The organism is Dyella sp. CR10 (genome assembly GCF_055814425.1).
In genome coordinates this window covers 3,790,714-3,816,306 of the sequence record NZ_CP185986.1, presented here as the reverse complement: position 1 = coordinate 3,816,306, position 25,593 = coordinate 3,790,714, and the positions used below count along the sequence as shown (strand labels likewise).

The window sequence follows — 25,593 nt, the reverse complement described above, 5'->3', positions numbered from 1 at the left end:
CGGACGCCTCATGATGATATCAGTGAGCGATCCTTGCGTTCAGATCGCTCATTATCGATGCCGGATCAGTGATCTTTCAGCAGGTAATTCTGGCCCCATCCTGAAACGAAGGAGCCTGGCACTGCCGTGACCTTCATTGGCCGGTATTTCACGGCTGACAGAATCTTCGCGAGGTTGGGAAGCCCGGTTTCTTCCGCAGCCACATTTTGATTCTTGAGATCATCTATGCGGCCAGGTACTCGGATGAGTCCGTACTGCGTAATGTCGCATTGGAGCTTGCTTTCGGTCACCTGCTGGCAGGCTTCATTGTCAAAGCTAGTGTTCGGGTACTCAGCAAAGAAGCCGTCAACCAGGATAGCTTCGCCTGGCGCAACCTTGAAGGACGCGAACTCCTTTGTCAGCTTCGTGGCAACTACCAGGCCGTCGGCGAGTCTTGACTTGGTGACGGTTTTCCAGCCACCCGCGTCGACTTGGTCTCTGACTGTCTGAGTTGATGAGTTCCACTGGACACAGGGCCCGCCAACCATCTCGAGCGTGCAGTAGTCGCTTTGAATGGTCCGGTCCCGATACACCGCGTTGAACCATTCTTGCGTCTCATAGAATTCCGTGTTCTTGGCCTCGGCGAGAGACACCTGTCCGAGCTCGGGCTTCGTCGATTTCTTAGTCGAGCTCGCCTGTGGCATGGAGGCGCGTTCAACCTCGTGCGTGTTGCCGGTCACGGTGTAGGTATCCGGGTTGACGATGTAGGCCAAATAGTAGGATTTGCCAGCCGTGAACTCGTAGACGTATCCATGCAAACCAGTTTTGTCGATGGACGCGTCAAATCCCACTTTGAATACATTCTTTGGGTCAGTGACGCCCTGCCAGATCGTGGTGGAGGTTTCATCAGCCCAGAACTCTGGGTGCTTGTCCTTCAATTCACCTGGCGCGTATTTGTTGTCCAGATTAATCGAAGGAATGATCACGATGGACTTGCCAGCAGCCAAGGCGCGTTGAAACAGGGCGTCCATGGCATCGCGATAGATTTTTGTGCGTTCGTTCTGCTTCTGTGCCCCTTGTTCAATGACACTTTGCTGCTTTTTGAATGGATTGCGGAAATGGATTCCGCCGATGGAAGCGCCGCTCGATGGTGAAGATGTTGCTGGCAGCGGGGCCCCCGTGGCGAGAGCTATCATGCTGCACATGAGGTGCCGAGTGCCGTCGATAGGTGTTTCCTGATTAGGGTTCACCCGCGTCGCGATCGAAATTGCACCGAGGGCCTTGTCCACATAAATGTGAAACGGGAACCCTTTGGACTTGTCAGTTGATTTCAAGGAGACGGTCAAGGTGCCCTCGGTGCCGTGATAGTCCTCTGCACCGACCTCAAAGCCACCTAACGTTGCGGCTTGCTTGAACTGCGCTATGGTGTCGCGCGGATCGGGGTTGGCAACGGGAACCCAGGTTGTGAAGCTGCGGCCAATGGTCGTATCCAGCGTGCCGAAGAAGTTGGCATCGCAGGTCTCGTTGATGGACGCCGTTGATGTCGAGGCGAGCTTGGTGGGCGGCAGATACGACGATGTCGGCTGAGATGATGCCTGCGTTTCATTACCAGCTGCAGTGGCAGGCGTATGCGAGGCGACGTATTCGCCTTTGCCGTCTGTGCCTATTCCACCGAGCATGCCGCACATGCTGTTGCGAACATCTTGCGGTTTGGCCTGCATGCCGGTGGGTAGCTGGGTCGAAATCGCAACTGAATTCTCGCTCTTCTTGGCGCTTATAAGTAAAGGGAAGCCACGGGCGAAGGCAGTTGCTTTCTGGTGGATCGTCAACGTGCCATCCGTTGATTGGTAGGACACGGGGTCGACCTGAAAGCCATTTTTCTGGGCGATGTATTGCATCTGCTCCAGGGTGCTGTGGATGTCGATGTTTGGGATGATCTTCCAGGTTGAGAAGCGTAAGCCGTCTTGTGGATTTCCATCCGCTTTGAAATTTGTTTCACAGCTGTCGACGGCGAGCGCAGGTTCTACCAAAGACAAAAGCAGAGCCCCCAAGAGAGCGGCACGAAGTGGGCTGTGGCGCCTATGAGTTCTTTGTTTTTTTAGCTCTGCGTACATAATTTTGTCTCCTTCCTATGAGAGCTCTACCGTAGGCGTGATACTTGATGCGTTTCGGGGAATCGATGTGATGTCGGTTGGTCAGATGTCTTAATTCGCTGCATCACTTCATTCAAATGGTCAATGCCGGGATGTCTACTTTTGGGGACAAGCGGGACGTGAAGTATTTGTCCTTGTAGTAGCGGATCTTCTCGCACATCACCGGGTGCGGGATGCCTTCGTACAGGAACACTTCCTTGTCCATGCCCATCGCCTTCAGCTCCTGCGGCAGCATGAGCGCGCGGCGCTCCTCGCTCTCGCTGCGCGATACGTCCCTGCCGCGCGTGACGTTCTCCTTGCGCACGGTGGTATAGCCGAGCATCTCGGAGTAGTCGTTGGCGTCTTGCTGCTCGCGCGGGGCGTAGACGATCTGCAGCGCGTGGTTGGTGATTAGCGTGCGCGCCACTTCCTTGCCATAGGTGGCGTCCAGCTGGGCCACGCTCTGAATGATGGGCAGCAGGCGGATGTTGTAGCCGGCCATGTACGACACGGCCTTGGCGATGATGTCGACCTTGCCGATCGAGGTGAACTCGTCCATCAGCAGCAGACACTGGTGCTTGAGCGCCTTGTTGTTCTGCGGCAGCTCCTTGGTGTTCTGGTTGATCAGCTGGCTGAAGAACAGGTTCACGATCAGGCGGCTTTCCGCCAGCTTGTTCGGCTGGATACCGATGTAGACCGTCATGCGCTTCTTGCGCACGTCGGTGAGCAGGAAGTCGTCGTCGCTGGTGGCCGCGTCCAGCACCGGATTGATCCAGGCGTTGAGCGGTTCCTTGAAGGTGCCGAGAATCGAGGCGAAAGTCTCGTTGGCCTGCGACAGCAGGTTGGCGAAAGCGGACTGCGCGTTTTGGCTGAGGAACGGCTGCTTGGCCATCCACTGGTACAGCTCGCGCAGGTCCGAGCCGTCGCCGGAGGAGAGGCGGTACACCGCGCCCAGCGTCGGCTTGTCGCGCAGGATCAGCGGCAATCCATTTTTCTCGTCGTGTTCCCACTTCTCGAACAGATACAGGGTGAACGCCATGAAGGCGTTGCGCGCCTGGCTCACCCAGAACTTCTGGTCGTCAGAGCCATCCGGATACAGCATCGCGGAAATGCTCATCAGATCGGACACACGGAAGGCCGGATCCTTCGACACGTAGGTCAGCGGATTCCAACGATGCGAGCGGCGATCTTCGGCGAACGGGTTGAACAGGTAGATGTCGTGGCCCTGGCTGGCCCGCCAGCCGGAGGTGAGCTCGTAGTTCTCCTGCTTGATGTCCAGCACCACCATCGATTCCTGGTAGTCGAGCAGGTTGGGAATCACCACGCCGACACCTTTGCCCGAGCGCGTCGGGGCGGCGAGGATCACGAACTGCTGGCCGGGCAGGCGGACCAGGTTGCCCTTGAACTTGCCCACCAAGATGCCGTTGGGCGAGGACTTGAGCATGTCGTGCTTGCGCAGGTCACCGGTACCGGCGAAGCGGGCGTCGCCATGTATCGACTGCTTGCGTTCCTTCAAGACGAAGTACAGCGCTACCAGCCAGAGCAGGATCGGCAGGCCGAAACCGATGTAGCCGGACCATTTGATCTTCGTGGCGAACGGCTGCACCGCCGGCAGGTTCAGCGCGCTGGCGTATTGGTAGTACGTGTTCCACGACAGCGGAATGTCTACCTTGATCAGCAGGCGGACCAGCCAGCCTGCGAAGAACACGCCCGCGACGAGGGCGGCGGCTAACAGGCCGCCGGCCCAATACCATTTCGACTTGCTCATGAGAATCTGACTCGCATCCGATGCTTTGAAGCGAAAGGCTTCAGCCCCTGTGGTACGTCAAGGTTTCCTAGATAGCGCTAATGTTCAAAGGGTGACGATTCGGGCGAGCCGTTCCGGCCATCCCAGGTGCCGCTGTCCTTCGCTTCGCGACAAACAACCATGTACAAACGTAGAGCTTCGCGGTCTTCGCCAGTCCAGGACCTAGCGTCTTCATTGGGCTCATCGCACAGCCAGGTATACACCCACTGGCCCGTGTAGGGTGCAATAGGAATCCAGCATGGATCCTTGATCTTCTGACCATACCTGCAGAAGACAAATGGATCATTTGCCCGAAGGTCTCCCAGCTCTTGCTGCTGCGCTTGTGCGGTAGCGCAGAACATCAACGCAATAAAGATCATCCTGCCTTTCATACCTGCTCCTTCGTGTCCATACCGGTGGTGCGTTGGCTTGTCTAGTGTAAACGGGTTTCGTGGCGTGCTAGGTGTCGAATATCCCGAAACTCCCCACCTGGTGACTCAGGCTCCCAGGTACGGTACTTGGCTCGGCTTTGCGGTCTGGCTAGCCTCCTGACGGGGCCTTTGCGTATCAGCTTGGGCCTGACGATTTTGCATGGCGGCCTGCTCCCAATTGGCGCTGCTCTGCTCAACAGACCTGTTAACAGCATCCTGCGTCTGGACTTCGGCGATCCGTTTGAACGGTGATCCCAGGTCACCCTGAACGGCGTAGGCCTTGCCGCCATCTTCGCTGAGTACCACATGGTCGATCTTGTCCATTCCGGCTTGGCGCGCCGCTACGACCAGAGACGCGGACAAGTTGTCGCTTTGCTGGTCCGGTGTGCGTTCACGCGAGGCATCCAAGGCATGGACCGCATCGCGAGCCTGTTGGAACATCGCATGGTCCGGGTGATCCGGCTTGTCCAGCTGGGTATGCGCCCCATGCGCCTTATCGTCGAACCACTCGCTAGGGTGAGTGAGGGTGTGGAACGCCCGCGACGCTCGGTCGCCGACGGCTTCCACGGTCTCACCGACCTCATGGGCGGCCTGCTGCACGGCTTCTCCGACCGTATGTGCCGCCGACTCCACGCCGTGCACGATCGCCCGCGGCACCTCCCACGGCGCCGACAACACCGTGCGCACGTCGCGCACATCATCGCGGTAGCGGTCGATCATGCCCTTGTGCTGCTGGTAAAGCGCCTCACCCTCCGGCCCGATGATCGAATGGCCGAGCAGCTTGTTGCCATCGATGAAGTTGTCGATGCCGTGCGCGCTGAAGTCCGTCGCCTTGATCGGATTGCGCGGGCTGAGCGGACCGCTGTCGTCGCGATAGCCGGCCTTGCTCAGGGTGTCGATGTCCTGCTGTGCGGCGTAGATGTGCACTTCGCCGAAGTGCGGGCTGGCTGCGCTCACCAGGTCGCCGGCACGAATATGGTCGATGACCTGATGGCCGCCTTCGGGTACGCCATACAGCAGGCCGGCCGCACCGTAGGCATTGAAGGTCTCGCCTTTGAGGTCGAGCTTGGCGGCAGTCAGTTCGGCCAGCGTGCCACCAAGGGAATGCCCCGTAACGGTGACGTTGTAGGGAATCCCCAGTTTTTCCGACTGCTGTCGCGCCTCGCCCATGACCTTTTCGGCGAAGGCCATGGCATCCGGTGCTTGCGCGTTGAGACCAGTCAACACCATGCCAGCGTCCACGCCGCCGTCATGCACCGGTTCGCGGTCGAACTCGGTGCCGCGATGGGCGATGACTACCTCGCCGGTGTCCACGCGCTGGTAAGCGTTGGCCTGGTAGCCGGTGTGCGGGTTGTCGACGTGATCCAGAACCCGGTATTTGACGCCGCCGAGTTCGACCGTTTCGTTGGGCGTGCGATCGCGATAGGCGTCGCGCGCCAATAGCGCGTAGTCCTCGGTGCGGATGGTCATTGCCCGGCTTCCCTGGCGGTCAACGTCATGGAGAAAATATCGGTGCGCGAGGTGGGCTGGAACAGTTCGCGATTCGGCGTGCCGAAGGCGCTGCGCTCCTCGCTGCTGTTGAAGTATTCGCTGCGGACGAAGTATGTCGGCACCGGTTTCTGCGCGAGCAGCTCCTTGGCATCCATCGCCGGCGAGAACTCGACATGCTTGATCTTGAGCGTGGCCCAGGCGGTATTGACCGCCCAGTGGCAGATGCCCATGCCGTAGTAGTCCTCGTCCTGCAACAGATCGGCGTAGAGCGTGCCCTTGTATTCATGGTCGCTGACGCGGACGAAGTCGATGGCGACGTTCTTTTCCGGCGTCAACGTGGCGCCGCTGATCGGCGTGGCGGGGACGCAGCGCTCGTTCTCCACCTTGTAGTGCACCGTGCCCGTGATCGAATCGAACGGACCCGGCGCGCCCTCGATGCTGAGCGTGAGCTCGTAGCGCTTCTGCGGATGCGGGTTCTGCTTGATATCTGGAGTGTTCATGGGAAAACCGAAAGCGGCGGTGGAGGTGAGAGCCAGGAGCATGGCCCATGCGAGGCCGGCGGCGCTATCGGTAGCGCGGGATGAGGCCGCGCGTCGTCGCGGATGGGAGTACGCGGCCATGGTCAGCGGACGACGGCCTTGAATGGAAGGTGCTTGTCGGGGTCGGCCAGGCGGAAGTACTCGCCCTGGATGGTCAGGCCGTTCTTGTCCGCCAGACGGAAGGCGTCCTCGCCTTTGTCGACCCAGGCCGAATAGGCGTCGGTAATGCCGGATACGGCGACGTCGCGGCTGCCGCTGACGCTGCCCTTGGCCAGATCCAGCTCGACGACGCGCAGCAGCGTTTGCGAGAGCGTCTGCGCGGGTTGGGTATCAGCCTGGAGCAACACGTACATGTTGGCGCCCTTGCGCAGGCAGTGCGTCGCGCGGCCCTGGTAGGTGTCGGCGGGCAGGTCCAGTGGGCGCGCCCACAGCACACGATTGGCGTTGGTGTCTTCGAGGTAGACGAATGGCTTCTGGTTCACGCCGTCTTCGTCAGCCACGGCGCCGACGACGCAATGGCGGCCGTCACCCAGCGGCTCGGCCGCATAGGAGGAGAAGCCCTGGGGCACCGTGGTATCCGTCGCTGCCGGAGCGGCGATTTCTTTGGCCGCCGGGTCTTTGGTGGCGGCGGTCTTGCCCGTCGCTTCGGTAGTTGCTGATGCGGCGGCTTCTTTGACTTGCGCGTGGTCGGCGGACGACGGCGGTTCCGTCTGCGCGCCTGGGGCAGCACTCCATGCGCCGGTGGCGCACAGGGCCAGGAGCAGCCCGGCTGAAACCCTGGTGGTGATCGACATGGCTGGACCTCTGCAATGACATGGGCATCGATGCCTCGAGAAGCCCTTGTCGGCCAGCGAAGGCCGGCAAGGGCCGGGGGTTACCTCGAAGGACCGGGTGGCTGCTGCGTTTGCTGCTGATTCTGCTGCTGCGTCTGGTGGTTCGCCTGCGTTGCCGCGACCTGTTCCCATTGCGCGCTGCTCTTTTCCAGCGGCGTATGGGCGGCCTGGGCGGTGGGCACTTCGGCGATACGCTTGTGCGGCGAGTTCAGGTCGCCCTGCACCGCGTAGGTGCGCGCGGCGTCATCGCTCAGCACGGCGTGATCGACGCGCTGCAGGCCATCCTGCTTCGCTTTCACTGCCAGCGATCCCGCCAGCTGTCCGCTTTCCACGGTGGGCTGGCGCTGCTGCCGGGCATCCAGGCGATGCACCGCGTCCAAGGCCTGCTTGAACATGGCATGGTCCGGATGGGCCGGGTTGTCCAGGCGCATCGGCGTGTGGCTCGGAGTCGCTGCGTGCTGAGCCAGCTCCAGTTGCTGCCGGAGCGTTCTGTTGGTTTCCGGACCAACCACGCCGTCAGGTTTCAGGCCATGGTCGCGCTGGAAGGCGCGCAACGCTTCGTCGGTCTTGGTGCCGAAGTGGGCGTCGGGTATCAAAGGGGCTTGGCGCGAGGGATAGCCGAGTCTGGCCAGCTCTTGCTGGAGGCTCTGGACGTCGCCACCGCGAGCGCCTTTGTGGAGATAGTTCTCCTGTTCGTGCTGGACAGGAGCATTCGGGTGGGATGTCGCGCCGGCTGCGTGTTGAGCAACATGGCGCCGCGCGACCATCGGGCCGTTGGGTGCGCCGGGGATGTCGACCGTTTCGTGGCCGTGCAACGGCTGATGCGTCTGGAATTCCGGCTTGGGGCGAAGCGCCCCGACGATCTGGAAGTCGCCGCCGTTCCAATAGCCGAGCTTGGCATCGGTAGGGGCCATGGCTTTGGTCAGCGCCGGTCCGGTGCTGACCTGAGAGCCATAGAATTCGATGTTCCCCTGCGTGTCGTAGCCCTTGAAGATGGCGACATGCCGTCCGTGCTTGCTATCGAACATCAACAGGTCGCCGGGCTGCAGCGAGCCTGGCGTCTTGCGTGCCTCTTCGGCAGGCACGGTATCGAAGTGTTGTTTGGCGTAACCGGTGAAGTCGCCACGGTCGTACAGCTTCGAGGTGGCGAATGGCGTATCGCCGACGTCATAGCCGGCGTTCTTCAATCCGCGCCACGCGAGCGATGAGCAGTCGACGCCGTAATAGCCGTCATGGTCAAGATCCTGCTCGGTGCGGCTGGGATCGGTGCGTCCGCCGGGCGTGTTGTTCTTCAGGCTTAGATCGCCGCGGCCATACTCGTACTTGCGGCCTTCCAGTTCGAAATGACGGTAAGCCTCATCCAGAATTTCGCGACCCATATATCCTCCTTGTGGTCGTTGCGGAAAAGCGATGGCTGCTTACAGTCCCATGGAGAATTCTGCGTACTCGGACGCACTGACCCATCCGGCGGCACAGTCGATGTATCTCCCACCCTCCAGCCGGCACGTGCCGTGCGGCGCCGCCTTGACCCATTCCACCTTGGGCGTGCCTGGATCTCCGCACAGCTCGCTGTGCTTGCAGGCCGGGACGGATTCCGCCGGAATGGCGATGACGTAATGCCAAAGCGGCTGGCCCACCTGCTTCCTGGCCTCGGCAGCCACGCAGACGAATTGCATGTCGTGCAGCTTCGCCACGGGTGAGGACGGGAAGGGAGGGAAGGCCGTTGCCAGCTGTGCTGAGGGCTGATCGCCGGTAAGGATCTGTCCGTAGATGCCATCACTACTGCACCCTTCCATGTTCACCGTGATCCTGTACTCCCCGACCGTGCATTCGGGTGCCCAGTCCTTCTTCTTCTGGGTACAGGCGATGCCGGGCAGGTTGGCCACGGGGGACGGGAGCGGGCGGTTCATGGGCATGTCGGGCGGCACCGCCGGATCCTCGAACTTCGTTTCGGTCGCTGCCTGTGCCTTTTTAGTGGAAGCGGCGGAAACGGGTGTCGGCACGTCGCCGGAAGGGATCGGCAGCTGGCCTTCGGATGCCGGATTGCCGCAGGCAGCCAGCCACAGGCAGGGCAGCAGGCGGATGACGGATCGGATACTGGCCATGATGAGGATGCTCCTTCCAGACGGGGTTCGCGGTGATGCGGTAGTGCGAGTCACATCGTGGCGCCGAGGTATCTAGGCGCCACGGTGCTTGCGAGTACGACAGCTTGTCGGGACTTTCGCAGCGGTGGCATGCCTTGGCCGAAGGCTCACGATGAGCCGCGGCCAAGGCGAGTGATTACCTTTGCTGCGCAGCTCCGTGGGTCTGTTGTGCTTCATGCGCCTGCTGCGGCGTCGTGCCCACGGTGTGTGGCTGGCCGACCTGCGCCAGCTCGCGGCTGCTTTGTTCAACCGTGGTGTTGACCGCCTGCTGCGTCGGCACGTCCGCCATGCGCTTGAGCGGCGAGTTCAGATCGCCTTGCACGGCATAGAGGCGACTTCCGTCCTCGCTCATCAGCACGTGATCGATGCGGCTCAGCCCCGCGCGGTTGGCCGCGACGACCAGCGAAGCGGCAGCGTTCTGGCTGAGCTGGTCGGGCGTGCGCTGGTGAGCGGCATCGATCTTCTGCATGCCATCAAGCGCTTGCTGAAACACGCCGTGCGAGGGATGCGCCGCATCGCCGAGCTGCTGGCCGGTGCGCTGGGTCTGGTGTTCCTTGAGCTGACGGTCGATCGCGGCCAGTGTCTGCGGGCCGGCCACGCCATCGGCGACCAGCTTGTGATCGCGCTGGAAGGCCTCGATGGCCTGCCTGGTATTCGGGCCGAAATGGCCATCGGCCTTCAGCGGCGGACTCTTGCCGTCATAGCCGAGTGCGTGCAACTTGTCCTGCAGCTCGCGTACGCCTAGGCCCTGATCCTTTTCGCGCAGCGAGGTGCCGCCGGCGGCGTGCTCGTTCTTCGGATGCGCAGGGCCGGACGGCGAGTGCGGTACGCCGACCTGGCCTTTTTCGAGGCGCTGCATCACTTCCGGCGTGAGCTTCTTCTCCCAGTCGGCGAAGCGCTTCTCGCGATCCTCCAGGCCATTGAGCTTGCCGTTGACGGCGCGGGTCGCGGCGCGAACGTCTTCGTGTGCTTTCTCGGGAACGCGGTTCTCCCAGTACCACACCGCGATCTTGGCGGCATTCTCGGGCTCGGACGCGAGTTCCGGATGCTTGACCAGATCCAGGTGCAAGGCTTCGCCCGCGGCGCGGTAGTTGTCCTTGCCGGTAAGCTGGATATAGCCGCGACCGTGATACTTGAAGCCATCGCCGGGTTCGTTGTTGCCGTTGCGGCCGCCGTACATCAGCTCGGCCAGGTGCTCCGGCTTGCCCTGCAGGGCTTCCTTGCGTGCCGTTTCCAGCTCGGCGCGGCCGTGGCGCCAGGCGGATTGCACGGGAATCTGTTCGACGTTCTTGGTGTAACGGAAGCCTTCCTCGAGGCGGTTCAATCCGTGCGATTCATGGGTGACCTGCGCCATGAAATTCGCCAGCTCGCGGGGCGAGGTGATGCCTGCCGCGACTGCGGCGCTCAATACCTGTGCTTCTCGATCCATAGCCATGGTTACAACTCCTGGTTGGCTTTTTTAAGGGCGACTTCATTCCATGTCTTTCCGGTCATGCCGCCTTCGTGGCGCGCATGTTTTCAGGGCAATTCGGCCTCGGGCAGTTTCGCCGGGTCGAAGTCCTTGAAAGCGATATCGCCGAAATCCTTCGGCGTGAGTTCGAGCGACTTGTGCTTGTCGCTGTCCTGGTCGGTGACGCTGCGTGTGGCTTTGGCCAGCAGCCAGTCTTTGCGGTCGGCCGAATACTTGAAGGTGAATTCGTCGCTCCACCGCTCGCGGCCGCCGCCGCCGTTGCGTACGGTGAACTGGCCGGGCTCCAGCTGCACGAAGCCGTAGGGATCGCCGGACACGCCGCCGCAGGTAGCGCACGGCACGACCTTCTGATTGCTGGCCGCCTGGTGGAGCTTGCCGTCCTCGCCGCGGATCAGCAGAAGCACCGTGCGCGGCGCCCCTTCGCCCAGCTTCTGCGAGCTGTCGGCGGGCGGATCGAGTACCAGCAGGGCGTCCGGGCGCCCGTCGTTGTTGAGGTCGCCCGTGAGCGTGTCCATGATGCGGGCGCCGTTAGTGGCGAAGGCGTTCAGATCATCCATGGTGGATCCTTGGGGAGCAGGGGCCGAAGCGGCGGAATGGGCTGCAGCCGGCGGTGCCGTAGTGCTTGCGGAGGCAGGGGGCGTGCTCGCGCCGGTGGGGGCTGGCTGATTCGATGCCGACGGAGCGCCGTTGCACGCGACGAGTGCCAGCGCCGTCATGGCGGCGATCAGCGGCGATGCTCTATGCCTCATGGAAACTCCTCGATAACTAGGATTGCAGCAGGTTGCCGGTTGGAGTCGCTTGGCCTCAGTGGGTGCTCGGCACCGGTTCCAAGCGTCCAGTCGAAGTGATCGCCTGCCGGCTCACCGTGTTATTCCGCATGGAGCTGGATGTCTCCGCCGGTGCCGGTCACGCTGACGCGGCTTCCGGCGCTGAGCCCCTGGATGTCCTCACGGCGCTGGGTCGTGGACACGACCTTGCCGGTGTCCAGTTTCAGCTTGACCATGTAGTGGGCGGATGGCCCCTGGTCGCCGATCTTGGCGGCGGCGTTCTCCCCGACCTGTGGCGCGACTCCGCCTACGGCGGCACCAGCTACGCCGCCTTTGATGGTGAGCGCGCTGCCGGCCACCTGGCCGAGAAAGCCGCCGATTTTCCGCTTCGTCTTGGTGGTGTCGGTCTCGTCGGCGCCGCGATTTTCGATCGGGGTCAGCTCGACGATGGTGCCGTGCCGCACGTTCTGTGCATGGACCGCGGGCACCAGTGCCAGAGTCATTGCGATGGCCGCGAACAACCAGGTGATCTTCCTCGATGACATATATCTTCCCTCTTCGCGCTTGATGGATGCCCCAAGCTACATGCCGGCTCAGGACTTGCCCTTCGGTCGGCCCCAGCTTTTCAGATAGGGGCGGCATTTGACGCCGCTGTACTCGTAGCGGGCGATGATGCCGTCCGCGTTGGCGTAGAACGTGATGAAGCAGTGATCCTGCTTCGGCACGTTGACGACTTCTTCGTGGTAGTTCTGCTGGATGACGTTGGGGCCGACCATCTGCTGGCCGTCGTAGACATCGTGGCTGTAAGAGTAGGCATCGATGCCGAAATTGAACGAATAGGCGGTCTCGTTCGAGCTGTCCAGCTCGTAGGTGCGGTAACCCTTATCGACGGGCCACTGAGTCAACAATTCGCTGGCGTCGTGGCCGAGCCAGCTGTCGGCGATCTGGGTGGCGACTTTGTCTTCATTGTCGCTTGCGTATCCGGAAAAGGGCAGGCCGACGCCAACGATTAACAATGTCAGCAATAATCTGGGAGCGGGGTGACTGTGCCAAGGAATTCGCATGTCCGTCACTCACATGGCATGGATGTGAGGTTGTTGCTGTGCTTGCTGGCGACGCTGTCCATGCTCGATCGAGGTCTGCTGCGTTACCTGCTCCCATTGCTGGCTGCTGTGTGACACTGGCGTCTCGAGTGCGGCCATGGTTGGTACGCTGGCCACGCGCTTCAGTGGCGAGTCGAGCGGCCCCTGTGCTGCGAAAACGTGCTTTGCGTCAGCGTCAAGTGCAACCGAGTCGATCCTATGGAGTCCCGCCTGCCGCGCGGATACTGTCAACGCTGCGGCTAACTGTTCGCTGCGAACATCAGGGGTACGACCATGCTGGATGTCCAGCGCATGGACACCAGCCAGCGCTTGACGGTACATAGCGTGATCTGGATGTGCGGCGTCATTGAGCTGTGGTGCTTTTGAAGGCTGAGCGCGCCCTTGGACTTGCTCCAGTGCTTTTAGAGTTTCCGGGCCGGCGATGCCGTCGACCTTCAATCCTTGGTCGTGCTGAAAGGTTTCCACGGCAAGGACGGTGCTGGGACCAAACTTTCCATCGTCCTTGAGGTGCTCGCCATCCAGTCCTCGATAGCCTAGCTGGGCAAGCTCGCGCTGCATGTTACGCACGGCTTGTCCCTGATCGCCTCGGTGCAAGATCCCATCGGAGGAAGCATGCGACAGGTGTGGATGGGCGATGGATGGCGTCGAATGGGCCGGGGCATCATGGGTATGTTGGGCCCAATATGTTTCCGGATTGACCGGATGTCCTTGCGCGTCCTTCATCTGATAATGCACGTGCTGCGCGTATTGAGTCGCGCCATTGGGGCCGCGTCCGCCCATGGTGCCTATGGCGTCTCCCGCTTCGAGCCGTTGACCGATAACCACCGACTGACTCTGTGTATGCAATATCTCGTGACTGTTTCCGTCGGCGTCACGGATCTTGATCGTGCCGTACTGCCCGCCAGCAAAGGTCACCACGCCGGCAACCGGGGTATGCACGGTAGGATGTTCGAGGTTCGCACCCTGCTGGCCGCCTTGGTAATTGAAGTCCGAGCCGCCGTGAGGGCCATTGGCGCGATGCTCGCCGTAATGGCCAGTGATGTGGGCCGAATGATTGCCCTGCTTCGGCAGGATGGTATTCATCACGTCCTGGTATGACATTGCTAGTGCTCCTGCGTTTAAAGCGAATCGTTCCTGATCCGGTACAACTTCCAGCATCCATCGTTCTGAAAGAAGAACATCAACTGATAGTCGGTATCAGGCTTGACCAGCTTGACTTCCATGTGGACGGAATCCGTAGCGACCGTGCTTAGCTGCAGCCCGTCCTTTGCTTGTTGCTGAGAGGAGGGCATCAGCGGGAACTGTAGGTCCGCCTCAGCTAGCATTTTGGTGACCGGCCTTGGCTCCGGTTCGGCGTTGGGGTCCACGGCTTCGCTTTGCAGCGGTAGGACAATTTGGGTCTTCTGCATCTGCGGCTCATTCATGAACGCGCTCAGGAATTTGTCGAAGTCCTGTGCTGGGCACGATGACGCAATGGCTGGAACCTTTGAGGCTGCAGTAGTGGAGGTGGTAGGGAGTGCACCAGGATTCGACGATGCCTGATTTTGTGCATTGCATGCGGCAAGCGTGAAAGTCAGTGCCGAGACGGCTAGAAAAGATGCTTTTCTCCTCACTACAACGCTCCTTCAATTACTGGCATAACTGGTATGAAGAGTGGTTGGCAACGCCGAGGAGCTCCAGGTTAACGTTAAGCCCCGTACGTAGACTTCCGCGCCGGATTGATTTACCCGTTCCAGATAGCTGAAATTGCTAGATCCTTGCCAGTTCAGGTGTCGGAACATCGCTGGATTAATTTGGGAGCTAAGGACTTACCCAGTGGAACGGTGACGCCCTCGCCGTAATTCTGGTGTTTTCACCCCAAGCTACCGACACACATTGATCGTGATAGACCAGGCTGAATATGACGTCCGTGCCTCTGATGGCGCTTGGGCAAATGTCCTACGTGGTTTTGCAGCAAAACGATCGAATTCAGTTCATTCGTTCCGGGTAACTGCAGTCGCTATACACGATTTTGCAGTCCGAAACGGCCGTTTTACAGCTGGCTAGAGCATTTGCTTCTGCATCTTCTTTGCTCCCGGCGCTCGCGGTAGTGTTGTATCCAGTACCCCAAGCCACGGCCGCACACTGGTTGTAGTACACCTTGCGGAGGGTGCAGTTCTTTGCTCCATTCTTCGCGCAATCGTTCAGTGCTGCATTTTCAGCGGCCGACTTGCTGGGATAGGCAGTAACTGTGCCCGCGTTACCAGTTTCGCTATCAATAGCGATGGCGCCCCATCGGTCCGCCCATTGCACTTTAGGCTGAGGTGCTTGCTGTCCCCCTTGCTGGTAATAGGGAGAGCCCGGTGCATTTGGCGGGATGCAGGAAGGGTTTCCTGCCGATGGAATGCCGGGTGCGCACTGAGACCACGCTAGTGGCGCATGACAAACAAGGCAGAAGAGAAGGATGCGCTTCATAGTGCTCACTCTAGGTCTTGCGAATCTCGTCTTTGTGCGGCTGGTTGATGTTCTGTATCGCCGCGGAAGCTGATTGGCTGGCAAAGACAGCATTTGTGTTTGCTTTGTTTGGGCTATCCGTGCTGGAGCCGGTATTCATAGGCGGGGCTGCCTGGGATCCCGGGGTACCAGGTGGCTGGCGATTCGCTTGCTGGGCTCCAATATTGCCGAACGGCGAGTAAGCAGAGAACTGTGCCAGTGTGCCCTGGAAGAACGTGGCGGCGATTGGTGGTGCCATGACAATCAACGTCGACAGCACCAGGCCGAGGCCGCCCTGCTGCAATGCCATGCTGTTGATACCTTCAGTTGCGGCAGCGCCGGTCAGCGCAAGAGTGCTGTAGTACTTGGCAATGAATGCAACGCTGACCGCAGCGATCATGCGCATCGCCAACGTGACCATGACCGACAGGACCCCCAAGGAAAATATCGTTCCTATGCCGTATAGCAGCCATTTGCTGAATAGCGACTTCGTCTGCGGGAACATCAAGCACAGAATGAAGAATGGACCAAACCCGATGAAAAGGGCGAGGGCGATCTTGTTGAGCAAAAGCATGGATCCGGCGATAACGCCGGGGCCGGCGATGCCTATGCCGGTAAACCACATGGCTCGATCCTTGGCAGTGTCAGTCGCCGCGTCACCACCAGTATCCAGCGCGCTGATGGTCGACAGGGCCAGCTGCATGGTCGCAAGGTTCTTGTCGATCGAATCGAATGGGCTCTTGTTGTCGCCTGTCACATAGCTGGCGATGGATCCGGCCAGGCCGTCGCTGAGCGTCCAGTACAACTGGGAGGAGCCGGCAGCCATGCTGGTGGCCAGGCCAATGATCAGTACACCGCGAAGCGAATCGCCGACCAGCGCCATCATCGGCTCGCGGGACTGGCCGGTGACGATCCGGTAGCCCTGGAACATGATCCAGATGGTCATGAGCAGCAGCGCGACGCTGCCAACCAGCATGGTCGAGCGCTGCAGCAGGTTCCATTGAAAGATGTCGATTTCGTCGCGAAGGAAATCGTTGATGATCTGAAAGAAAACAAAGTTCGTGGCGTCGCCTGTCGGCCCGGCAAAACCGGCTACGCCAGAATCAAGAACGCTGCTGATCATGCCGACCATGGAGCACCTTCCTTAGTGAAGCAAATGTTTGGCAATGTCCGTGCATTACCCATGTCCGTCAAAGATCGCTTTTTCCGATGCCAAGGGTTTTCATGCCGTCAGGCGTCGAGGACTTGATGACGGTAAGCGCACCTTTGAGCACGACGCCCGATGCCACCGCGCCCACGATGTCACCGACATTGACACCGCCCAGTTGTGCGCCGTTGCCTTTGTCGGCAGAGCCGCCATTCGTAGCGCTTTGCGCCATCTGAGTCTGTTGGGCCTGCAGGTACTTTAGGCGCGTGTCGAATGCATACATCGCAGCAAGTAACTGCTGCCGGTCAATCGATAGCTGGGTATTCAGAGCGAGTAGCTTGTTCGTGTTGTCCTCAAGCTTTCCCAGGTCGTCCGAGCCAATTTTGCTGCGCTCGTCTTGGATGGCTCGCAGCTGCTCATCGCGTTTCTTGGCGTAGTCGTACATGGTGGCCATATACGATATCTGCGCATTCTGCGTCTGAATAATTTCTTGGCAGACGGATTGCTGTTTCTCCGGCCGGCTGTTGCACTGCTCCTGACCCTGGCTGGTGTCTTGCTTTTTGACCATCTTATCCGGGTCCGGAACGATATCCCCAAGCTTCACGTAGCCGCCGATCCGCTGCTGGTTGTACATATCGCCCAGCTTGCTCTTTATATCGTTCAATTTATCGTTGGCGTCCTTGTCCACTACATTCCAGTCCGCGTGCGCGATGGGAGCGGCCAAGCCTAGCGCCAGCGCGATGGCGCCCAGGCGACCGAGGCGACGCAGGGAGATGGTCTTGAGCGTGCGAGCGTTGGTCTTCATGGTGTCGTTCTCCATGACTTGAGTTGAGTGTCAGATGGCAGCGGGGCGGCTGGTGGAGCGTGCCGCGGCGTTCGAGGACGCGGAGGGGCGACCCTTGCCGCTACCCTTGCGGTTCTCGTAGAAGGTCGCCAGCCATTGCTCCGGCCGCAGATCGTCCACAGTGACCCCTTCGGCGGTCGCGCGCTCTCGCATGAGCTCGTGCATGATCTCGATGTTGTCCGTGGAAGCTGAGATCACCGCCAGCGCGTCGTCCATGCCCCGCAGATTCAATTGGCAGACCGAGGAGCCGTGGCCCTGCTTCACCAGGAAGCAGCGCGAGCGCTCGTCGAGGCTGACCACCACCTGGTATTCCGCTTCGGTCAGCTTGAGGCCTTCGATATAGTCCTCGCGGCTGGCGTTGGGATTGGGCAGCAGGATCATGGTGGCAGTCTGTTCGATCAGCGCCGCGGCGATGTCGCTGGCCAACGCATCCTCCGGGCTCTGCGTCGCAAAGATGCCAAGACCGTTCTGTTTACGGATGGTCTTTTGCTTGTTCTTGGCGAATTCCTTGAGGCCACCCTTGCCGTCAAGAATCTTCCAGAACTCGTCCATCACGTAGATCAGCGGGCGGCCGTCGATCAGCGCCTCCAGCCGGTGGATCAGGTAGTTGATCACCGGAGCGCGAACTTCTGGATTGTCGATGACATCGGTGTAGTCGAAGCCGATGATGTTGGCTTTGGTCAGGTCGATCGTGTCGACCGGATTGTCGAACACCCAGCCCAGCGAGTTGCCGGCGGTCCACTTGCGCATGCGCACGAAGAGGCCGTCATCGCCCATGTTGGGCAGACTCTTCTGGAAGTTGGTCATGGTGCGCAGGTGCATCGGGGTGTCGAGAATGGCTTCGACCGCGCGGAAGATGTCTTCTTCTTCGCGCGAGCTGTAGACACTCTTGCCAGCTAGCACCTTGATCAAGTCGGCGAGGAACTGGATGTTCCCCTCGTTGCGCTCGCACTGGAACGGGTTGAAGCCGGTAGGCTGGCCGTTTTCCAGCGCCAGATAGTTGCCGCCGCAGGCGCGCACGAAGATCTCGGCGCCGCGGTCCTTGTCGAAAAAGAAGATCGTCGGCGTCGGCTTGAGCTTCTGCACCTGACTGAGCAGGAAGTTAATCAGCGCCGTCTTGCCCGTACCGGATTTGCCGATCACCATGGTGTTGGCGATGGCCTTCTCACCCAGCGAATTTTCGGCGGGGTGTGTAGCGTGGAAATTGAAGTAGTAGGGCTGACCGTTGGTGGTCTGCAGCGTGGTGACGCAATCGCCCCAGGGATTGTTTTCCTTCTTGCCGCTGGCGAAGTTGTGCAGCGGGGAGAGGCCGAGGAAGTTCAGCGAGCTGACGTTGGCCAGACGGGTGCGGTACTTCCAGTTGCCAGGGAACTGCGAATAGAAGGACGCCGTGATCGCCAAGTCTTCCTTGGCGGTGACGAAGCCGGCGTTGGAAAGCTCCGCGCGTGTCGTGGCAATCTGCTGCGACAGGGCTTCCTGGCTCGGGGCGTAGATCGCGATGATGAAATGGTATTCACCGAGCACGAAGTTGCCCGACGCGACCTGGTCCATCGCCTGGTCCATTTCTACGATCTGGCTGACGGCCTTGTCGCCGGACGACACCATCATGCCCTTGGTGCGGTCCAGCGCCTTGAGCGCATCCTGGCGGCCCATCGGGCTGAAGGAATGCGTGATGACATACTCGAAGTCGAGATACTTCAAGCCGTTGAGGATTCCCGGATAAGTGCCGTCCGGATATTCCTTGAAGTTGAGGATGGCGCCGAAGTGATTGATGCCGGTCGGCGTGGTGAGCACGAAGTCGCCAGTCTTGCTGGAGAAACGCTGGCGGCTGACCGGGAGGTAGTTGTAGACCGGCGCCTGCAGCACCGGTACCGGCTCGTCGATACGATTCAGCAGGTAGCCGTAGAACTCAAGCGCCTCGGAAAAGACAATCCCGTTGCTTGCCTCGTACATGCCCAGGCGATAAGGCGCATAGTCCTTGAGCACGGCTTCGACGTTGCCGGCCAGTTCCTGGATGGTGGAGATGGCTTGCCGCTGTTCGGCTTCCAGCTGGACAGGGTCGCTGGACTTCTCGACGAAACGCCTACCCGTGACCACCGGCCGGTAGACCATGGTCAGGTACAGCTCGTTCTGCATCAGTTTCTGCGTCGACAGCGCGTTGTAGTAGGCGTCCGACATGGTCTGATTGAACGCCTGATCGAACTTGCTGTGGTCCTTCAGTCGACGCCGTCGGCGCACGTCGTGGACCCAGAAGGCCACATTGACGAAGTCCGGGGCGCGCAGCGTCTGGAGCATGCGATTGAAGGTATTGTGCCGGTGTTCGAGCTCCCACTCGTCGCGGCCGACGAAAGGGAGGCCGCCAAGCCGCCACACCATCATGAAATCGCCTCCCGTCGTCTTGAGCACGGTCGGCGAGACGTGGGTGGAGAGCGTGATGAAGTCGCTGATGGGGGCGTCTGGCGTAAACATGGGCCTTTGATTCCATTCGAAACGAGGGAAGCCCTGGCACAAGGCCAGGGCCCTCGATTACTTGCTCGACGATCGCTGTTCGCGGTAGCTGTTGGGAGTGAACACCCACATGCCTTCGTGCTGCTGCAGATTGCGCACCTTGGTGCGGAACTGCAGGCGCAATCCCAACAGGCGGAAGATCATCTCGTCGCGCTTGGCCATCTGGCGCATGACGAAGATCACCGGCGGGATCGTCAGCAGATACAGCATGTTGGTGTACATCGACAGCAGCAGGCCCGAGCCTGCACCGACGAAGAAGGGGATGTAAGGCACCCCCATGAACATCGGTGGGCGGGTGCAACCGCGGAACAGTGCGTTTTTATGCATAGTGATTCAGCAGGTGCAGAATCATGGTGCTCGGAGAGCCGCTGGCGCCACATCCAGGGGTATCACCAATGACCATCTTGGCAACCTGTCCAGCGGCGCCGATGAATACGCCGCCTAGAAGGACGGGGGCCACGTCACCGATGCGCTTATGAGCGAAGGCGATCTGGTAGCCGGAGAAGATGACGGCCACAGTGACAACCGCGAGCGAAGTCATGTTCAAGATGCTGTGGATGTTGTCGAAAAAGCCACATACTTTCTTGCCGGTTTCGGTGAAGTCGTCGGCAAGCGCAAAGCCCGGGGTGAGCATGGCCGCCAGCACGAGGCCCATGACCGCCCAGGCAAACATGTTCTTGGAGTGCGTCGCAGCGTTGGGGTTGTACAGTTTCTTATCCATCTGAGGTTTCCTTGTGTTGGTTCAAGAACAGTGCGGCCATGCTGCTGAGTCAGAGGCAGCGACTCGGTACGCCGCCCGTGTCACGACGAATGCCCCGGGCCTTTGGTCCGGAACGCTGGAGTGGCCCGAAGGCCTTCGCTTCCGGCTTCGTGGGCCAGGCAAGCGAATGAGATGCCGGGCCGGCACGGCCAGTCCGGTGAAAAAGAAACGCGTCAGAAGACAAAGGCATCGTCACGCCCTCCCTGACGTAAATCGGCCTGGTCGCCGGGACGCTGTATCTGGAACGCTTGCGCTGGAGGCGGCGTAACCACGGCGGGCACGGTGGCCACGGGGGCGCTACTCACCGGATCGTTGGGCCCGTGTACTTGCGGAACGAAGATGTCGTTGGTGTTTCCGGCGGAGGGCGCTGACTGCACGGCGGCAACGGCGCCCTGAGGGGACTGTTGCATGGCCGACATGGTGGGCACGAGCGTCGGATTGGTCATGGTTGCGGAAGCCCGCGGCAATTGCGCCTGAGCTTCGGCGGCCGGAACATTCAGGCCGGCTGCCGTGGCGACGGCCGGCGTAACCAGCGAATTGGCGACGGCATCCAAAGCGACACTCCTTATCGCTACCCTGTAAGCGCTGCCGTCGGAGGTCGCGCCGGCGATCTGCCGTGCGGTCCGGTTGGCGGCCTGTCCGATGGCCTGCTGCAGCGGTATCGCAGCGCTCCCATTGCTGGCGAGCTGAATGCTGCGATTGATGGAATCGTAGATCTTCTGGACGTACCCGTCACGGTAGCCAGTCACGAAATTGCCGGAGTAGTAGCAACTGAAGGCCTTGCCCCAGTCATTGCCGGAACTGGCATAGCACTGCGACAGGATCCGGGCCCCGACCGAGAGATTGGTGCAGGCATCGAAGGCTTTTTCGTAGGAATCGAGCCCGTACTTGCCCAGGTTGGAGCGATTGACTTGGGCCAGCCCCACCGAGAAGTTGTAGCCCTTCTCTTCGAGCATCCGCACCGTGGCCAGGGCCTCGCCGAGATTCTGCGGCTGCCGCACCAACTGGCCACCCACGACGCCGATGGCGAAGGGGTTATGGCTTGATTCCACCTTGACAACGTGTTGCATCACCTCGGCCGGCACGGCGAGGTTCGGGCAAGCCATCATTTCTAAGCCCGGCAGCATGCGTCGTCTCCTCAGGCCGCTTCCGCGGCCATGCCGCGGGCAGGGTTGAAGTCGATGCCGGTGATGTAGCGCCGACCAGCGTGTGCCTTGATATGCACCACGATATCGATGGTCATCATCAGCAGGCGCTTGATGGTGGCGAACTCCAGGCCGGAACCCTCGGTCGACGCCTTCACCATCAGTGCCAGTTGATCCCAGGTCTGCTCGGTGCTGCCGGCGTGGCAGCTGGTGATCGAGCCGGGATGGCCGGAGGCGCAGTTACGAATGAAGTAGAACGATTCGTCGCCGCGCAGCTCGGCCAGGATGATGCGGTCCGGCTTCATGCGCAGGCAGGCTTCCATGCAGCTTTTGGCGGTGACGTTGCTCGCGCTCTGGCCGCCTTTGGAATAGAGCAAGTGCACCACGTTTGGCTGGTCGAGGAAAAGCTCGCGCGCGTCCTCGATCGTCACTAGGCGTTCGTTGTGCGGAATATGGTGCACCAGCGATTTCATGAAAGTGGTCTTGCCGCTGCCGGTGGCGCCAGCAACCACGATATTCTTCTTGTTGAGCACCGCTTGGCGAAAGAAATCTGCATAACGGCGCTCTGCGCGCAGCCCCAGCAGTTCGCGGTCCACGTCGCTGATGACGCGGGTGTCTTCGAGGATCTGATCGAAGAAACCGTCTTCCTGGTACTGCGCCAGTGTCTTGGTCTGCTTGGAAGGCAGGCGGATTGTGATGGAAATCTTGCCGGCGTCGCAGGCTGGCGGAATCACGAACTGCGCGCGCTGGCCGGTGGGGAAGGTCAGCGACACCACGGGATCGACGTCCGTGATGCGCTGGCCGGTGTTGCTCTCATTGACGACCGCTGTGCAGAACTGGCGCGCGCGGTCGAAGGTCAGCGTGGGGACATCGACCCGACGCCAGCCTCCGCGGCTTTCCAGATAGATCTCGCCCGGCTTATTGATGCAGATCTCCGTGACCTCCGGCGAGGCCATGAACTCCTTGATGCCCAGCACTTCGTACTGGTAATCGAGGAAGTCATTGGAAACTTGGGCAATGGCGTCGTCCATGTCCTGTTCTTCGTGTCGATCAGAAACGGGCGATCACACCGCTGAAGTCCACGTCCCTGGCGACGTAGATGCTCACGATGGTGCCCTGGTTGATGGTGATGGTGGCTGGCCGATTGGCGGCGCGCTGCACCGCCTGGTTGGCCAGGTTTTGCAGCGTCTGGGCGGTGTTGCTCTCGAATGGCGTTTGCGTGACCACACCATTACTGATGGTGGTCTGCCGCGGGCCGTGCTCGGCGGCCTCGTACTTGAACGCGTCGCTTAGCAGGCTGATCAGCAGCGCGGCGCCGATGCGGCTGCCCCAGTGCGCGTTGTAGTAACCCGGGTGGCCGGCGCCGCCCAGGTTGTCCACGCCAGGGCTGGCCATGTTCACGTCGATGCCAGTCGGTGTGACGATGCGATCCCAGATCACCGCGACGCGGTCGCCATTGGGCTCGCCTTCGTACTTGCCCAGCATCTTCGAGCCTTTGGGCAGCAGCAGACGCTTTCCGTTGAACGAGTACACCGGTTCGGTCACCGCGCAGGAGGTGAAGCCGGCGACGTCGGTGACGATGCGAGTCTGCAGCACACAGCGGATGAAGGTGCCGCGCAGCAGCAGCGTGTCGGGATTATTCACGCGCTGGGCCGTGGTGGGTACGTCGGGCACGCCCTCGGAACCGTATGGGCGCGGCGCCTGGGGCTGCTGAGGTTGCATGGCGGCAAACGGGTTGTACGGGACGCCGGCAGCACCCGGCTGGCCGCCCGCGCCCGGAGCCACCGCCTGAGCAGCGGCGTCGCCGGTCATCATGCGACGTTCCATCAGTGTGGGGCCGCGTGGCACATCGGCCTGCATGGATGTCGGCGGCGGCAGCGGTGGCGGCAGCGGCGGCGCTGCCTGGGTGACCTGGATCGGGTCGGGCAGCTTGGGCGTTGGCGGCGCGATCGCCCTGGGCGCATCTGGAATGCTGACGGTTTCGTCTCGCGGCTTGGGAGCGGCTTCGTTGCGCGAGCCCACGCCCTTCAGCATCCACATCGCCACCACGAGCACCAGCACGACGATGCCGGCGAGGAAGCCAAGCGCGCGCCGATTCATCCGCTTGATGTCGTTGGACTGCAGCTGCGGTGCGCCGGCATCCAGGTCGGGTGCCGGTGCTTCGCGGTGCTGCGCGGAATAAGGATTACTAGCTAGCGGATCGGCGCCGCCGGCATGGTTTTCCTGATTCGGGACGTTCCCGCGTTCCTGGTCGTCACCAGGCTGATAAGGATTGTTCGTGCTCACTTTTTAGCGTTCCTTCGCAGGCCCACGACGTTGTCGCCATGGCGGATGACCAGATAGGGGTACGTCCCATGGACGATGATGGTGTTCCCCTCCACGGTGGTGTTCACCGTCGCTTCCTCGCCATGTTCGCGCTCGCGCATGAAGACCGCCGGAAAGTTGCCGGTCGGAAACTGCTTCATGTCGCTCATCTTGATATAGGTGAACTGGCCGTCATCGTACACATTGACCGGGACCAGCCAGGGCGCCGTTCTGCTGCGCGCCGCGTAGTCATAGTCGAAGTTGTAGACGCGCCCCTTGACCAGGGTCGTGTTCAGTTCGGGGGTGTCGCTCGCCTTCTCGGCTTCCTGGTTGAAGCTTGCGTCGGACGGGTAGGTAAAGGTGATCTTGTACTGCACGCCTGCGCGCTTGGCCTGGTCCAGCGCCTTCCAATCGGTGGCCACTACCTTCAGTTCGAAGATGTAGGAGTGTGTCGCCGTGCGGATCATCATGTTGGTGTCCACGTCGACGTTTTTCGGCTTCAGGTAGAAGACGTTCTCGCGACGTGTAAGGTCCCAGCCACTGCTGAAGCCGGTGCTGTAGTCCAGGATCTTTTCGTTGGGACTGAGCTCGATCTGCGTGGTGATGCCCAGGCCGGTGCGCACCTGGTAGATGCGGTCGGGCTGGTACTCATACTGCTGCACGACCTGCGCGCTGGCGGGACGCGTCATGCCGGCGGCCGCGAGGCACACCATGCAGGCCAGCGCTAGTTTCTTCGTTGGGTTCATCGACGGCCCACTCCATTGGCGGTATTACGAGGCGCCGGCGCGGCCGGTGCCGTGGTCCTGGGTTGCTCGAGCTCGGAAACCGGCGGGCGCGGCACGCGCGCGGAGGCCGGCTGCAAGGCTTCATCGGCGGTCTGCGGCTGGGCGGTGCCCGGTGCCGCTGCGGCAGGCGCGACTTCCGGCTGTTCGGCGGGAGCGGCCGGGGCCGGCTGGGGTTCAGCGGCGGCGGGTGCCTCCACCTCGTCCGGCGGAGCCGTGGCGTAATCGTTATCAACTCGATAGGCGGTGACCTGGAAGCCGAGCGGATTCTCGATGCGGTACTGCTCGTCCATCTTCAGATTCGGCTTATAGGTGAACTGCATCGTGGCGATCTTGCTGTCCAGCGGACGGGTCATCCCGGTCTGCTTGTCATAGACACTGCGCTGAAAACGGACCGTGGCGCCGGTCGGCGTCTGGTTCGGTCCCCCTCCGATAAGCACGATACTCAGGAGCTTCACGCGGACCGCGCGGAGGCGGCCATACGTCTTGTACGGGCTGTTGGGATTAACTTCCGAATGCAGCGCGCGATAAGCGGCCGCGACATCCGGCGAAGACATGGTCAGTACCGTGGTCCAGTCGCCCAAGTTCATCATGGCCACATCGAACGACTCGCGCGCCATAACGAAATGAGCGACATTGCTGCGATTGATCGCTTCGCTGGTGGTGATGCGGCGCTGGGTGAAGTCTTCGGTCAGGCGCGCCACGGTACTGGTGCCAGTGTAGGCATCAGCCATGACGATATAAGGCACCTTCTCCTTCAGCGGAAGCATGTAGAAATAGCCGCCAGCGAGGATCAGCGACATCACGATCGCGCCGAACGCCACCCACCACGCGCGCCGCTCGCTCTTGCGGGCGAGATCGGCCACGGTTATCTCGAAGTTGACCGATTTGCTGACGGCCTCGTCGATCTTCTTGCTGGAAGTCCGCTTCAGCATGTTCGTAGATCCATGAAAAT

Annotated in this window: 25 protein-coding genes; all 25 read right to left on the bottom strand. The window is 60.9% G+C overall.

The window, feature by feature from the left end; genetic code table 11:
- Positions 1 to 65: 65 nt before the first annotated feature.
- The 25 genes from ACNR9O_RS17225 to ACNR9O_RS17105 all read right to left on the bottom strand — a co-directional run bounded on the left by ACNR9O_RS17225 (position 66) and on the right by ACNR9O_RS17105 (position 25,573).
- On the bottom strand, positions 66 to 2,093 hold the full coding sequence (locus ACNR9O_RS17225) for a hypothetical protein (RefSeq protein WP_473686588.1): 2,028 nt from the start codon (positions 2,091 to 2,093) through the stop codon (positions 66 to 68).
- A gap of 112 nt (positions 2,094 to 2,205) precedes the next feature.
- Entirely contained in the window at positions 2,206 to 3,879 is a 1,674-nt protein-coding gene (locus tag ACNR9O_RS17220) for a type IV secretory system conjugative DNA transfer family protein (RefSeq protein ID WP_473686590.1), read from the bottom strand.
- A gap of 77 nt (positions 3,880 to 3,956) precedes the next feature.
- Complete coding sequence (locus ACNR9O_RS17215; RefSeq protein ID WP_473686592.1) at positions 3,957 to 4,289, bottom strand: hypothetical protein; 333 nt, start codon at positions 4,287 to 4,289, stop codon at positions 3,957 to 3,959.
- Positions 4,290 to 4,394: 105 nt separating this feature from the next.
- Positions 4,395 to 5,798, bottom strand: coding sequence for an XVIPCD domain-containing protein (locus tag ACNR9O_RS17210; RefSeq protein ID WP_473686594.1), 1,404 nt, complete (start codon positions 5,796 to 5,798; stop codon positions 4,395 to 4,397).
- A complete protein-coding gene (locus tag ACNR9O_RS17205; protein WP_473686596.1) occupies positions 5,795 to 6,319 on the bottom strand; it encodes a hypothetical protein in 525 nt (174 codons plus the stop codon). The genes ACNR9O_RS17210 and ACNR9O_RS17205 overlap by 4 nt, the downstream gene beginning before the upstream one ends.
- 122 nt (positions 6,320 to 6,441) lie before the next feature.
- Positions 6,442 to 7,152, bottom strand: coding sequence for a hypothetical protein (locus ACNR9O_RS17200; RefSeq protein WP_473686598.1), 711 nt, complete (start codon positions 7,150 to 7,152; stop codon positions 6,442 to 6,444).
- Between the two features lie 80 nt (positions 7,153 to 7,232).
- A complete protein-coding gene (locus ACNR9O_RS17195; RefSeq protein WP_473686600.1) occupies positions 7,233 to 8,570 on the bottom strand; it encodes an XVIPCD domain-containing protein in 1,338 nt (445 codons plus the stop codon).
- 39 nt (positions 8,571 to 8,609) lie between these two features.
- Positions 8,610 to 9,296 (bottom strand): hypothetical protein, encoded by a 687-nt coding sequence (locus tag ACNR9O_RS17190; RefSeq protein WP_473686602.1) that lies wholly within the window; start codon positions 9,294 to 9,296, stop codon positions 8,610 to 8,612.
- Positions 9,297 to 9,471: 175 nt separating this feature from the next.
- A complete protein-coding gene (locus ACNR9O_RS17185) occupies positions 9,472 to 10,770 on the bottom strand; it encodes an XVIPCD domain-containing protein (protein WP_473686604.1) in 1,299 nt (432 codons plus the stop codon).
- An 83-nt stretch (positions 10,771 to 10,853) separates the two neighbouring features.
- The gene (locus tag ACNR9O_RS17180) at positions 10,854 to 11,363 is read right to left on the bottom strand and encodes a hypothetical protein (RefSeq protein ID WP_473686606.1); all 510 of its coding nucleotides are present in this window, start codon (positions 11,361 to 11,363) and stop codon (positions 10,854 to 10,856) included.
- 311 nt (positions 11,364 to 11,674) lie between these two features.
- Positions 11,675 to 12,094, bottom strand: a complete 420-nt coding sequence (locus ACNR9O_RS17175) for a hypothetical protein (protein ID WP_473686608.1) — start codon at positions 12,092 to 12,094, stop codon at positions 11,675 to 11,677.
- A 72-nt stretch (positions 12,095 to 12,166) separates the two neighbouring features.
- A complete protein-coding gene (locus ACNR9O_RS17170) occupies positions 12,167 to 12,598 on the bottom strand; it encodes a hypothetical protein (protein WP_473686610.1) in 432 nt (143 codons plus the stop codon).
- 48 nt (positions 12,599 to 12,646) lie between these two features.
- Complete coding sequence (locus ACNR9O_RS17165) at positions 12,647 to 13,777, bottom strand: XVIPCD domain-containing protein (protein WP_473686612.1); 1,131 nt, start codon at positions 13,775 to 13,777, stop codon at positions 12,647 to 12,649.
- A gap of 17 nt (positions 13,778 to 13,794) precedes the next feature.
- Positions 13,795 to 14,100, bottom strand: a complete 306-nt coding sequence (locus ACNR9O_RS17160; RefSeq protein ID WP_473686614.1) for a hypothetical protein — start codon at positions 14,098 to 14,100, stop codon at positions 13,795 to 13,797.
- A 544-nt stretch (positions 14,101 to 14,644) separates the two neighbouring features.
- On the bottom strand, positions 14,645 to 15,130 hold the full coding sequence (locus ACNR9O_RS17155; RefSeq protein ID WP_473700662.1) for a DUF4189 domain-containing protein: 486 nt from the start codon (positions 15,128 to 15,130) through the stop codon (positions 14,645 to 14,647).
- Positions 15,131 to 15,140: 10 nt separating this feature from the next.
- Positions 15,141 to 16,280 (bottom strand): TrbL/VirB6 family protein, encoded by a 1,140-nt coding sequence (locus ACNR9O_RS17150; protein ID WP_473686618.1) that lies wholly within the window; start codon positions 16,278 to 16,280, stop codon positions 15,141 to 15,143.
- Positions 16,281 to 16,338: 58 nt separating this feature from the next.
- Positions 16,339 to 17,100: a hypothetical protein gene (locus tag ACNR9O_RS17145; protein ID WP_473686620.1), complete on the bottom strand. Its 762-nt coding sequence runs from the start codon at positions 17,098 to 17,100 to the stop codon at positions 16,339 to 16,341.
- 30 nt (positions 17,101 to 17,130) lie between these two features.
- Positions 17,131 to 19,608, bottom strand: a complete 2,478-nt coding sequence (locus tag ACNR9O_RS17140) for a VirB4 family type IV secretion/conjugal transfer ATPase (protein ID WP_473686622.1) — start codon at positions 19,606 to 19,608, stop codon at positions 17,131 to 17,133.
- A gap of 57 nt (positions 19,609 to 19,665) precedes the next feature.
- The gene (locus tag ACNR9O_RS17135) at positions 19,666 to 19,974 is read right to left on the bottom strand and encodes a VirB3 family type IV secretion system protein (protein ID WP_473686624.1); all 309 of its coding nucleotides are present in this window, start codon (positions 19,972 to 19,974) and stop codon (positions 19,666 to 19,668) included.
- On the bottom strand, positions 19,967 to 20,302 hold the full coding sequence (locus ACNR9O_RS17130; RefSeq protein ID WP_473700810.1) for a TrbC/VirB2 family protein: 336 nt from the start codon (positions 20,300 to 20,302) through the stop codon (positions 19,967 to 19,969). Before ACNR9O_RS17130 ends, ACNR9O_RS17135 begins: the two co-directional genes overlap by 8 nt.
- Positions 20,303 to 20,580: 278 nt before the next feature.
- A complete protein-coding gene (locus tag ACNR9O_RS17125) occupies positions 20,581 to 21,534 on the bottom strand; it encodes a lytic transglycosylase domain-containing protein (RefSeq protein WP_473686628.1) in 954 nt (317 codons plus the stop codon).
- Positions 21,535 to 21,545: 11 nt separating this feature from the next.
- Positions 21,546 to 22,583 carry a P-type DNA transfer ATPase VirB11 gene (gene virB11 / locus ACNR9O_RS17120; protein WP_473686630.1) on the bottom strand — a complete coding sequence of 346 codons (1,038 nt, stop codon included), beginning with the start codon at positions 22,581 to 22,583 and terminating at the stop codon, positions 21,546 to 21,548.
- 19 nt (positions 22,584 to 22,602) lie between these two features.
- Positions 22,603 to 23,838, bottom strand: coding sequence for a TrbI/VirB10 family protein (locus tag ACNR9O_RS17115; RefSeq protein WP_473686632.1), 1,236 nt, complete (start codon positions 23,836 to 23,838; stop codon positions 22,603 to 22,605).
- The gene (locus ACNR9O_RS17110; RefSeq protein WP_473686635.1) at positions 23,835 to 24,602 is read right to left on the bottom strand and encodes a TrbG/VirB9 family P-type conjugative transfer protein; all 768 of its coding nucleotides are present in this window, start codon (positions 24,600 to 24,602) and stop codon (positions 23,835 to 23,837) included. Before ACNR9O_RS17110 ends, ACNR9O_RS17115 begins: the two co-directional genes overlap by 4 nt.
- Entirely contained in the window at positions 24,599 to 25,573 is a 975-nt protein-coding gene (locus tag ACNR9O_RS17105; protein WP_473686637.1) for a VirB8 family type IV secretion system protein, read from the bottom strand. The genes ACNR9O_RS17110 and ACNR9O_RS17105 overlap by 4 nt, the downstream gene beginning before the upstream one ends.
- Between the last annotated feature and the right edge of the window lie 20 nt (positions 25,574 to 25,593).